The organism is Burkholderia sp. AU19243 (assembly GCF_018148075.1).
GTDB lineage: Bacteria > Pseudomonadota > Gammaproteobacteria > Burkholderiales > Burkholderiaceae > Burkholderia > Burkholderia latens_A.
The window spans coordinates 159,130-170,268 of record NZ_JAGSTV010000009.1; the positions used below are offsets into that span (position 1 = coordinate 159,130).

General features: G+C 67.1%; 8 protein-coding genes. 7 read left to right on the forward strand and 1 reads right to left on the reverse strand.

The features are described 5' to 3' along the window. Positions 1-66 precede the first annotated feature (66 nt). On the reverse strand, positions 67-1,593 hold the full coding sequence (locus KDW55_RS18545; RefSeq protein ID WP_209825734.1) for a mannose-1-phosphate guanylyltransferase/mannose-6-phosphate isomerase: 1,527 nt from the start codon (positions 1,591-1,593) through the stop codon (positions 67-69). Positions 1,594-2,024: 431 nt separating this feature from the next. On the opposite strand from KDW55_RS18545, the gene KDW55_RS18550 reads away from it, so the two are divergent. The 7 genes from KDW55_RS18550 to KDW55_RS18580 all read left to right on the forward strand — a co-directional run bounded on the left by KDW55_RS18550 (position 2,025) and on the right by KDW55_RS18580 (position 11,137). Beyond that, positions 2,025-3,398, forward strand: a complete 1,374-nt coding sequence (locus KDW55_RS18550) for an undecaprenyl-phosphate glucose phosphotransferase (RefSeq protein ID WP_209822276.1) — start codon at positions 2,025-2,027, stop codon at positions 3,396-3,398. 73 nt (positions 3,399-3,471) lie between these two features. After that, entirely contained in the window at positions 3,472-4,887 is a 1,416-nt protein-coding gene (locus KDW55_RS18555) for a UDP-glucose/GDP-mannose dehydrogenase family protein (protein WP_040139318.1), read from the forward strand. Between the two features lie 66 nt (positions 4,888-4,953). Continuing rightward, positions 4,954-5,397: a low molecular weight protein-tyrosine-phosphatase gene (locus tag KDW55_RS18560; protein ID WP_040139319.1), complete on the forward strand. Its 444-nt coding sequence runs from the start codon at positions 4,954-4,956 to the stop codon at positions 5,395-5,397. After that, the gene (locus KDW55_RS18565; protein WP_040139320.1) at positions 5,391-6,569 is read left to right on the forward strand and encodes a polysaccharide biosynthesis/export family protein; all 1,179 of its coding nucleotides are present in this window, start codon (positions 5,391-5,393) and stop codon (positions 6,567-6,569) included. The genes KDW55_RS18560 and KDW55_RS18565 overlap by 7 nt, the downstream gene beginning before the upstream one ends. A gap of 50 nt (positions 6,570-6,619) precedes the next feature. Next, the gene (locus KDW55_RS18570; protein WP_040139321.1) at positions 6,620-8,845 is read left to right on the forward strand and encodes a polysaccharide biosynthesis tyrosine autokinase; all 2,226 of its coding nucleotides are present in this window, start codon (positions 6,620-6,622) and stop codon (positions 8,843-8,845) included. 62 nt (positions 8,846-8,907) lie between these two features. After that, positions 8,908-9,867, forward strand: a complete 960-nt coding sequence (locus KDW55_RS18575) for a glycosyltransferase family 2 protein (protein ID WP_069242716.1) — start codon at positions 8,908-8,910, stop codon at positions 9,865-9,867. A gap of 133 nt (positions 9,868-10,000) precedes the next feature. Next, a complete protein-coding gene (locus KDW55_RS18580; protein ID WP_069242717.1) occupies positions 10,001-11,137 on the forward strand; it encodes a glycosyltransferase family 4 protein in 1,137 nt (378 codons plus the stop codon). Positions 11,138-11,139 lie beyond the last annotated feature (2 nt).

The following is an 11,139-nucleotide window of genomic DNA, read 5'->3' on the forward strand; positions in this document are numbered from 1 at the left end:
CTGCCGTCGCGTCTGCCGATGCTCGCGACGCCGGGCGCGCGATCCGCGCACCCGGCATGCGCGGCGTTACTGCCGGCCGTAGGTATCGTCGAAGCGGACGATGTCGTCCTCGCCGAGATATGCGCCCGACTGCACTTCGATCAGCTCGAGCGGCATCTTGCCCGGGTTCTCGAGACGATGCGAGACGCCGAGCGGGATATACGTCGATTCGTTCTCGGACAGCAGGAACGTTTCGTCGCCACGCGTGATGCGCGCGGTGCCGCGCACGACGATCCAGTGTTCGGCGCGGTGGTGGTGCATCTGCAGCGACAGTCGCGCGCCCGGCTTGACGACGATGCGTTTGACCTGGAAGCGCTCGCCGTTGTCGACCGAGTCGTAATGGCCCCACGGGCGATGGACCTTGCGGTGATCGGTCGCTTCCGCGCCGCGTTCGGCCTTGATGCGGCCGACGATTTTCTTCACGTCCTGCACACGGGATTTGTCGGCGACGAGCACGGCATCGGGCGTTTCGACGACAACCAGGTTCTGCGTGCCGACACACGCGACGAGCCGGCTCTCCGCATGCGCGAACGTCGATTCGGCGTTTTCGAACAGCACGCGGCCGCGGCCGACGTTCTCGGCGTCATCCTTCGGCAGGATTTGCCAGATCGCGTCCCACGAACCGACGTCCGACCAGCCCGCGTCAAGCGGCACGACGACGCTTTCGCACAGCTGCGGCTGGTTTGCGAGCGGCTCCATCACCGCGTAGTCGATCGAGTTCGACGGCGATGCGGCGAACGCGTCGCGATCGACGCGGAAGAAGTCGCCGTCCTCCTTGCCGCGCGCGACGGCCTGTTCGCATGCCGCGTAGATCTCGGGTTCGAGCTGGCGGATCGCATTCAGCCACACCGACGCGCGCACGATGAAGATGCCGCTGTTCCACCAGTATTCACCGGACGCGACGTACTGCTGAGCGAGTTCGAGGTGCGGCTTTTCGACGAAGCGGTCGAGGCGGCGCACGTCGAGATCGCCGGTGGCGGGGTCGCCGAGCGGCGCGCCGACGCGAATGTAGCCGTAGCCGGTCTCGGCGCGGCCCGGCACGATGCCCATCGTCGCGATCTTGCCCTGCGCCGCGCAGTGCACGCCGGCCGCGACGGCCGCGTGAAAGCGCGGCTGGTCGGCCACCGCGTGGTCGGCCGGCATCACCGTCATCACCGCATCGGCGCCGCCCGCGACGATCCGCAGCGCGGCCAGCGTCAGCGCGGGCGCCGTGTCGCGGCCGAGCGGCTCGAGCATGATCGACGCGCGCTTGCCGGTCAGGCGCAGTTGTTCGGCGGTCGTGAAACGGTGATCTTCGCCGCACACGATCAGCACGTCGTCGTTCAGCGGATGGCCGGTCGTCAGCCCGTCGAGCCGCAGCGCGGTCGATTGCAGCAGCGAGTGATCGCCGAGAAGGCCGATCAGCTGCTTCGGATAGTGCTCGCGCGACATCGGCCACAGACGCGTGCCCGAACCGCCGGCAAGGATCACCGGCTGCACCGCGACGCGCGACCCGGCGTCGGTGGCGGCGGAAGTGGAAGGGCGCGTATCGGCTAACACGTCCGGAGCATTCATGGTGACACTCTCCTCGTTTGAAGTCAGTGCCTGTTTTGTAGCATGAAGTAAATCGACAATAAAACCGACGTTCTTCGCGCGATATCGATCGCGCACGTATCCGGGAAAAATTTCCGCGATAGCGTCAGATGCAAACAAAAAAATAAAAAATAATTCGGCCAGGCGCGCGGCTGGCCCTTCCAGCAAGGCGATGGCAGGAATCGTAAAGTTGCCGAAATATTCGCGTTTCGCGCTCAAGTCGGGAAAACGTGCCGAATTAATTCGCGAATATCGCGGCAAGAATTTCCGATTATTTTTCGAAATACTTGTGCGCTTGAGGTGGAATTTTCTTGTCGCTTCAATAGCGTCATGCAACGTTTGAACCGGATGCGCGGCACGGGCTGCGCAAGGAGCTGTTCGGCTAACGCCTGTTCACAGAAGAGGAAGCAGACATGTTGAGCGTGCTGGCGAGAGTCATCGATATCGCGATGGTCGTGTTGGGGGCGTTGATCGCCGCCGCGCTGCACGGCGGCAGCATCTGGCTCAACGACCTGCAGCGCACGACGGTGCTGTTCGATTGCCTGCTCGTCGTCGTGTTCTTTCCGGCGGTCGGCATCTACCAGTCGTGGCGCGGCAAGCGTCTCATCGGGCTGGTGGTCCGCGTTGCGTTCGCGTGGCTGGTCGTCGAACTCGCCGGCATCCTGTTGAGCTTCAGCTTTCACCAGTCGGGCGAGCTGTCGCGGTTGTGGCTCGGCTACTGGGCGCTCGTCACGATGGCGTTGCTCGCGGGCTCGAAGGCGTGCGTGCACGTGGTGCTGCGGCAACTGCGCCGCGGCGGCTACAACCTGAAGGCGGTTGCGATCGTCGGTGGCACGCCGGCCGCGCGGCGGCTGATCGCGCAAATGCGCGCGCGGCCCGAAGCGGGTTTCAATCCGGTGTGCGTGTACGACGAAAGCGACGTGCCCGGCGAGGTCGCGCTCGACGACGTGCGCATCGAGCGGCAGTTCGAATCGCTGGTGTGGCTGGTGCGCAGCCGCGCGATCAGCGAGCTGTGGCTCACGCTGCCGATCACCGAGGAGCGGCGCATTCACCAGATCGTGACGGTGTTTCGCCACGACTTCGTGAACATCCGTTTCATCCCGGACGTGCGTACGCTGTCGTTCTTCAACCAGGAAGTGGTCGAGCTGCTCGGCGTGCCGGCGATCAACCTCGCGGCGTCGCCGATCACCGACGTGCGGATCCTGCCGAAGTTCGTGTTCGACCGGCTGTTCGCGCTCGCGGCGCTGACGATGCTCGCGCCGCTGATGCTGACGATCGCGTGCCTGATCAAGCTGACGTCGCCCGGGCCGGTGTTCTTCCGCCAGAAGCGCAAGGGCATCGACGGGCACGAGTTCGAGATCTACAAGTTTCGCTCGATGAAGGTGCACCAGGAGGTGGCTGGACAGGTCACGCAGGCGACCCGCAACGACTCGCGCGTGACGCCGGTCGGCCGCTTCCTGCGCCGCACGAGCCTCGACGAGCTGCCGCAGTTCATCAACGTGCTGAAGGGCGAGATGTCGGTCGTCGGCCCGCGGCCTCATGCGCTTGCGCACGACGACATCTACAAGGATCTGGTGAAGGGCTACATGTTCCGCTACCGGATCAAGCCGGGGATCACCGGATGGGCGCAGATCAACGGCTATCGCGGAGAGACCGACCAGATCGAGAAGATGATGGGGCGCGTGAAGCTCGATCTGTATTACATGCAGAACTGGTCGTTCTGGCTCGACATCAAGATCGTCGTGCTGACGCTGTGGAAAGGCTTCACCGGCAGCAACGCTTACTGACGCGTGACGCGCGAGCGCGCGCACATTCCGGTTTCACGAATTTCGAATCATTGGTCACGAGGTCCGACACATCATGAATCTGACTATCATCGGCAGCGGTTATGTAGGGCTTGTCACGGGCGCCTGTCTCGCCGACATCGGGCACGACGTGTTCTGCCTCGACGTCGATCAGTCGAAGATCGACATCCTGAACGATGGCGGCGTGCCGATCCACGAGCCGGGGCTGAAGGAAGTCATCGCGCGCAACCGCTCGGCGGGCCGCCTGCGTTTTTCGACCGACGTCGAGGCCGCGGTCGCGCACGGCGACGTGCAGTTCATCGCGGTCGGCACGCCGCCCGACGAGGACGGCTCGGCCGACCTGCAGTACGTGCTCGCGGCGGCACGCAACATCGGCCGCTACATGAAAGGCTTCAAGGTGATCGTCGACAAGTCGACGGTGCCGGTCGGCACGGCCGAGCGCGTGCGCGCGGCGGTCGCCGACGAACTCGCGAAGCGCGGCGACGACGGCCAGATGTTCTCGGTCGTGTCGAATCCGGAATTCCTGAAGGAAGGTGCGGCGGTGGACGATTTCACGCGGCCGGACCGCATCGTGATCGGCTGCGACGACGACGTGCCGGGCGAGCGCGCGCGCGAACTGATGAAGAAGCTCTACGCGCCGTTCAACCGCAACCACGAACGCACGCTGTACATGGACGTGCGCTCGGCCGAATTCACGAAATACGCGGCGAACGCAATGCTCGCGACGCGCATCTCGTTCATGAACGAGCTCGCGAACCTGGCCGACCGCTTCGGCGCCGACATCGAGGCCGTGCGCCGCGGGATCGGCTCCGATCCGCGCATCGGCTATCACTTCCTGTATGCGGGCTGCGGCTACGGCGGCTCGTGTTTCCCGAAGGACGTCGAGGCGCTGATCCGCACCGCCGACGAGCACGGCCAGGCGCTGCAGATCCTGAAGGCGGTGTCGTCGGTCAACGCGGCGCAAAAGCGCGTGCTCGCCGACAAGATCGTCGCGCGCTTCGGTGAAGACCTGACCGGCCGCACGTTCGCGATCTGGGGCCTCGCATTCAAGCCCAATACCGATGACATGCGCGAGGCGCCGAGCCGCGAGCTGATCGCCGAGCTGCTGTCGCGCGGCGCACGCATCGCCGCGTACGACCCGGTCGCGCAGCACGAAGCGCGCCGCGTGCTCGCGCTCGATCTCGCGGCTCACCCGAGCTGGCTCGAGCGGCTGACGTTCGCCGACGACGAAGCGCAAGCCGCGCGCGACGCCGACGCGCTCGTGATCGTCACCGAATGGAAGGCATTCAAGAGCCCGGACTTCGTCGCGCTCGGCCGGCTGTGGAAGTCGCCGGTGATCTTCGACGGCCGCAACCTGTACGAGCCGGAGACGATGAGCGAGCAGGGCATCGAGTACCACCCGATCGGCCGGCCGGGCTCGCGTCAGGCGGTCGCCGCCCGCGTGCCGGGCGCCGCGCGCGCGAGCGCGTAAGCCGCGCGTTGCCGCATCGCCGCGCTGCCGTCACCACGCCGTTACCCGTTACCGATTCGAGCTGCCATGTTCCGGAACATCCTGATCGTCTGTCACGCGAACGTCTGCCGCAGTCCGGCGGCGGAGATGCTGTTCAAGTCGCACGCCGCGTCGCGCGGCGGCCCGCGCGTGACGTTCCACTCCGCCGGCGTGCGGGCGAACGACGGTGACGGCATCGATCCGGTGATGCGGCGGCTGCTCGCCGAGCGCGGCGTCGATGCGACGACGCACCGGTCGCGGCGGCTGTCGCGCCGGATCGTGCGCGACGCCGACCTGATCCTCGTGAGCGAGCGCGAACAGATCAAGGCCGTCGAGGCGGTCGATCCGTTCGCGCGCGGCAAGGTCCACCTGCTGGGCAAGTGGGAGGACGCGGAGATCGCGGATCCGCATGGCGGCCCCGAGGCCGACTATCGCGAGAGCTACACATTGATCGAACGTCTGGTTCAAGGATGGCTGCAAAAACTATGCTGAAACGTCCCATGCGCCCGCTGGCGCTCGCCGTTGCGCTGACGACTTTCCTGTCGGCCTGCGCGAGCGCGCCCGGCAACTATCTCGACTCGTCGAACCTGAAGGACGAAGGCCGGCAGGGCCAGCCCGAAACCTATCCGGTTCATTACATCGACGCGAAGCTGGTGATGGATCAACTGCAGAAGCAGCAGGTCGAGCATCCGCTGCCGCCGGGCCGTTACACCGATCCGTCGCAGTATGTGTATCGCGTCGGCCCGCAGGACATTCTCGGCGTCACGGTGTGGGACCACCCGGAGCTGACGACGCCGCAGGGCCAGTCGTTCTCGAGCGGCGGCAACACGACGCAGTCGGTCGCGGGCGCGCTGCAGCAGCCGTATACGACCGCGTTGCCGGGCCAGGCGGATCCGTACGGCCAGACCGTGGCCGCCGACGGCACGATCTTTTTCCCGTTCGTCGGCCGCATCCGCGTGGCCGGCAAGACGGTGGCGCAGATCCGCGACGAGATGGCGTCTACGCTCGCGCGCTACGTGAAGAATCCGCAGCTCGACGTGCGCGTGCTGTCGTTCCGCAGCCAGAAGGTGCAGGTGACGGGCGAGGTGAAGCAGCCAGGCCCGCTCGCGGTGAGCGACGTGCCGCTGACGCTGGTCGACGCGATCTCGCGCTCGGGCGGTTCGACCGCCGAGGCCGATCTGCAGCGCGTGCGCCTGACGCGCGACGGCAAGCTGTATACGCTCGACGCGAACGGCGTGCTCGATCGCGGCGAGGTGAAGCAGAACGTGATGCTGCAACCGGGCGACATCATCAACGTGCCGGACCGCAGCGACAGCCGCGTGTTCATCATGGGCGAAGTCAAGACGCCGGTCACGGTGCCGATGCTCAAGGGCAAGCTGACCATTGCCGACGCGTTGACGGCCGGCGGCGGCATCCTCGACACCGACGCGAACCCGCGCAAGATCTACGTGATGCGCGGGATGCGCGACAACCCGACGAAGCCGGAAGTGTTCCGCCTCGACATGACGCAGCCGGATGCGCTGATGCTGTCGAGCCGCTTCCCGCTCCAGCCGCTCGACGTCGTCTACGTGAGCACGGCCAGCTCGGTGCAGTTCAACCGTGTGCTGCAGCAGGTGCTGCCGACGATCCAGACGATCTTCTACATGCGGCAAATCACGCGCTGATAGCCCGCCGGGGCGGCGCCTCCGCCCCGGCACCACTCAAGCGGGAACGAATGGTGAACACGCAAGCGAAACACTCCTACGCGGACCTGACCGCCAAAACCGAGGAAGAGGACGTCGTCCTCGGCCAGCTGCTCCAGGTGCTCATGGACGACATCTGGCTGCTGCTCGGGATCGCGGTGACCGTCATCGCGCTCGCCGGCCTGTACTGCTACGTCGCGAAGCCGGTCTACCAGGCCGACGTGCACGTGCGGGTCGAGGGCAACGACAACACGACGCAGGCGCTCACGCAGACGCAGACGGGCGCGATGATCAACAGCGGCCCGCAGCAGGCGCCGACCGATGCGGAAATCGAGATCATCAAGAGCCGCGGCGTCGTCGCGCCGGTCGTCGAGCAGTTCAAGCTGAACTTCTCGGTCGTGCCGAAGACGCTGCCGCTCATCGGCAGCCTCGCCGCGCGCGTCGCCACGCCGGGCCAGCCGTCGCGCCCGTGGTTCGGCCTGCGCTCGTACGCATGGGGCGGCGAGCTCGCCGAGGTGGACACGATCAACGTCGTGCCCGCGCTCGAAGGCAAGAAGCTGACGCTGACGGCCGGCCCGAACGGCACGTACACGCTGGTCGACCCGGACGGCCGCCGGCTGTTGTCGGGCCGCGTCGGCGAGTCGGAGCAGGGCGGCGGCGTCACGCTGCTCGTGCAGAAGCTCGTCGCGCGTCCCGGCACGCAGTTCACCGTGGTCCGCTACAACGATCTCGACGCGATCACCGGCTTCCAGTCCGGCATCCAGGTCAGCGAGCAGGGCAAGCAGACGGGCGTCGTGCAGATTTCGCTCGAAGGCAAGGATCCGGATCAGACCGCCGCGATCGCGAATGCGCTCGCGCAGTCGTACCTGAACCAGCACGTGATCGCGAAGCAGGCCGAAGCGACGAAGATGCTCGACTTCCTGAAGGGCGAGGAACCGCGCCTGAAGGCCGATCTCGAGCGCGCGGAAGCCGCGCTGACGCAGTATCAGCGCACGTCCGGCTCGATCAACGCGAGCGACGAGGCGAAGGTCTACCTCGAAGGCAGCGTGCAGTACGAACAGCAGATCGCCGCGCAGCGCCTGCAGCTCGCGTCGCTCGCGCAGCGCTTCACCGATTCGCATCCGATGGTGATCGCCGCGAAGCAGCAGCTCGCCGAGCTGCAGGGCGAGAAGGACAAGTTCAGCAACCGCTTCCGCAGCCTGCCTGCGACCGAAGTGAAGGCCGTGCAGCTGCAGCGCGACGCGAAGGTTGCCGAAGACATCTACGTGCTGCTGCTGAACCGCGTGCAGGAACTGTCGGTGCAGAAGGCCGGCACGGGCGGCAACATCCATCTCGTCGATTCGGCGATGCGTCCGGGCGACCCGGTCAAGCCGAAGAAAGTGCTGATCCTGTCGGCCGCGGTGTTCCTCGGGCTGATTCTCGGCACCGGCGTCGTGTTCCTGCGCCGCAACCTGTTCCAGGGCATCGAGGATCCGGACCGCGTCGAACGCACGTTCAACCTGCCGCTGTACGGGCTGGTGCCGCAAAGCGCCGAGCAGGTGAAGCTCGACGCGATGGCCGAGAAGGGGGGCAGCCGCGCGCGTCCGATTCTCGCGAGCCTGCGTCCGAAGGACCTGAGCGTCGAAAGCATGCGCAGCCTGCGCACCGCGATGCAGTTCGCAATGATGGACGCGAAGAACCGCGTGATCGTGCTGACCGGCCCGACGCCGGGCATCGGCAAGAGCTTCCTGACCGTCAACCTCGCGGTGCTGCTCGCGCATTCGGGCAAGCGCGTGCTGCTGATCGACGCGGACATGCGCCGCGGGATGCTCGACCGCTACTTCGGTCTCACCGTGCAGCCCGGGCTGTCCGAGCTGCTGAGCGACCAGTCGCCGCTCGAGGAAGCGATTCGCGAGACGCCGGTGCAGGGCCTGTCGTTCATCTCGGCCGGCACGCGGCCGCCGAACCCGTCCGAGCTGCTGATGTCGGCGCGTCTGCCGCAATATCTCGAAGGGCTCGGCAAGCGTTACGACGTCGTGCTGATCGACTCGCCGCCGGTGCTGGCGGTGACCGACGCGACCATCATCGGCCGGATGGCCGGCGCGACGTTCCTCGTGCTGCGCTCGGGCATGCATACCGAAGGCGAGATCGCCGACGCGATCAAGCGCCTGCGCACCGCGGGCGTCGATCTCGAAGGCGGGATCTTCAACGGCGTGCCGCCGAAGGCGCGCGGCTACGGCCGCGGCTATGCGGCCGTCCACGAATACCTGAGCGCTTGACCGCATTTCACGACACCGGGCCGGCGCGAGCGGCGCCAGTCCGGCCGACGGGAGAACCCTCGATGAAAATTTCCGTGCTCGTTCCGACCTACCGGCGGCCCGCCGACCTCGCGCGGTGCCTGCTCGCGCTGCAGCGTCAGCAGCGGCTGCCCGACGAGGTGATCGTCGTCGCGCGCCCGGAGGACGATGCCACGCACGAGCGCCTCGCCGATCCGTCGGTCGGCGGCGCGCTGCCGCTGCGGATCGTGCCGGTTGACGTGCCGGGGCAGGTCGCCGCGCTGAACAAGGGGCTCGATTCCGCGAACGGCGACATCGTCGCGATCACCGACGACGACGCGGCGCCGCGCGCCGACTGGCTCGCCCGCATCGAAGCCGTATTCCTGGCCGATCCGCGCGTCGGCGCGGTCGGCGGCCGCGACTGGGTGCACGAGAAAGGCCGCGTGCTCGACGAGTCGCGCGAGCTCGTGGGCCAGCTCACGCTGTCCGGCAAGATCGTCGGCAACCATCACCTCGGCGTCGGCGGCGTGCGCGAAGTCGACATGCTCAAAGGCGCGAACATGAGCTACCGGCGCACGGCGATCGAGCGGCTGCGTTTCGATACGCGGTTGCGCGGCGCGGGCGCGCAGGTGCACAACGACATGGCGTTCAGCATGCGCGTGCAGCGCGACGGCTGGAAGCTCGTCTACGACCCGGCGATCGCGGTCGATCATTACCCGGCCGAGCGGTTCGACGACGACCGGCGCGATGCGGCGTCGCTCAATGCGATCAGCAACGGCGCGTACAACCTGCATTTGATCCTGCGCGAGCATTTGCCGCCGGTGCGGCGCGAGATCGCGTGGTGGTGGTGGACGCTGGTCGGCACGCGCGTCTATCCCGGTCTCGCGCATGTGCTGCTGTCGCTGCATACGCCCCGGCGCGACCGCGTGCTCGAGCACTGGCGCGCGGTGCGCCGCGGCGCACGCGATGCGCGCCGCGCGGATCTTGCCCCCCGCCGTGCGGCGATGCCGCCGGTGACGTCTTGAACGGGTCGCGCGCGATGCGCACGGCCAACCCTGGAGGGCTCGACATGAAACAACCCCGACGTTCGCCTGGCGGCGCGCAGTCCCGCCATCTTCCGGAAGCTGCGGCATATCCGACGGTCCGGCGGAGGCTGACATGACTTCCACGAAGGTTCACGTCCATCTGTTCTATGGCGCCGATCCGCGTACCTATCGCAAAGGGGAGAACATCGGCTGCCTGTACGGCTATCACCATGCCGAATCCGACGAATTCCGGCTGACCTATTCGGAGGATCGTCGCGAGAGCCGCGTCGCGAGCGTCGCGCGCCGTGCGCTGAAGGCTGCACTCGGCTTCGACGTCGTGCATGCATGGCGCAATCGCACCGCGCTCTTGAACACTGACGTGATCTGGACGCACACCGAGCAGGAGCACCTCGCCGCCGCGCTGATCCTGAAGCTCGCCGGCGCGCAGGGCAAGCGCCCCCTCCTGCTCGCGCAGAGCGTGTGGCTGTTCGACAAGTGGAACGGTTTCGGCGGCCCGCGCCGCTGGCTGTACCGCAAGCTGCTCACGCGCGCCGACGCGCTGACGACGCTCGCTCGCGACAACGCCGAGCTGTGCCGCCGCTACCTCGGGCGCGAAGCGGAGTTCGTCTATTACGGACTGAACACGCAGGATTTCCCGCCGGTCGAGCCGCAGCAGTGGCAGCCGCACCGGCCGCTGCGAATCGCCGCGATCGGCAACGACCGCGACCGCGACTGGCGCACGTTCCTCGCCGCGTTCGGCGGCGACGAACGCTACGACGTCCGGTTGGCGACGCGGCGCCGCGTGCCGCGCGAGTGGCACGCGCCGAACGTGAAGATCGGTTCGGCATCGGGCCTCGCGAAGCAGCATGAACTGTATGCATGGGCCGACGTGATCGTCGTGCCGCTGCGGCCAAACTTCCATGCGTCGGGGATCACCGTGATGCTCGAGGCGGCGGCGGTCGGCAAGCCGATGATCGTGTCCGACGTCGGCGGGCTCAGCGACTACTTCCCGCACGACACGGCGGCGTACGTGCCTGCGTTCGATGTCCAGGCGATGCGCGATGCCGCCGATCGCTTCGCGGCCGATCCGGTCGCGGCGCTCGCATGCGCGCGCGCGGCGGCGGCCTGTCTGCGCGAGCGCGACCTGACCACGCAGGCGTTTGCCGAGCAGCACGTGCGAATTACGCGCGACATGCTGCGCCGGCGCCGCACGCCGGCGGCCGCGGGCCTCGCGATGCCGCTCGCGGATTCGGGCGCGTCGTCGCGGTGAGT

What these genes read in the sequence shown, in the direction of transcription:
- KDW55_RS18555 (WP_040139318.1), top strand. Translation starts at nt 3,472, where the DNA reads ATGAATCTGACTATCATCGGCAGCGGTTATGTAGGGCTTGTCACGGGC.
- KDW55_RS18565 (WP_040139320.1), top strand. Translation starts at nt 5,391, where the DNA reads ATGCTGAAACGTCCCATGCGCCCGCTGGCGCTCGCCGTTGCGCTGACG.
- KDW55_RS18575 (WP_069242716.1), top strand. Translation starts at nt 8,908, where the DNA reads ATGAAAATTTCCGTGCTCGTTCCGACCTACCGGCGGCCCGCCGACCTC.
- KDW55_RS18545 (WP_209825734.1), bottom strand. Translation starts at nt 1,593, where the DNA reads ATGAATGCTCCGGACGTGTTAGCCGATACGCGCCCTTCCACTTCCGCC.
- KDW55_RS18560 (WP_040139319.1), top strand. Translation starts at nt 4,954, where the DNA reads ATGTTCCGGAACATCCTGATCGTCTGTCACGCGAACGTCTGCCGCAGT.
- KDW55_RS18580 (WP_069242717.1), top strand. Translation starts at nt 10,001, where the DNA reads ATGACTTCCACGAAGGTTCACGTCCATCTGTTCTATGGCGCCGATCCG.
- KDW55_RS18570 (WP_040139321.1), top strand. Translation starts at nt 6,620, where the DNA reads ATGGTGAACACGCAAGCGAAACACTCCTACGCGGACCTGACCGCCAAA.
- KDW55_RS18550 (WP_209822276.1), top strand. Translation starts at nt 2,025, where the DNA reads ATGTTGAGCGTGCTGGCGAGAGTCATCGATATCGCGATGGTCGTGTTG.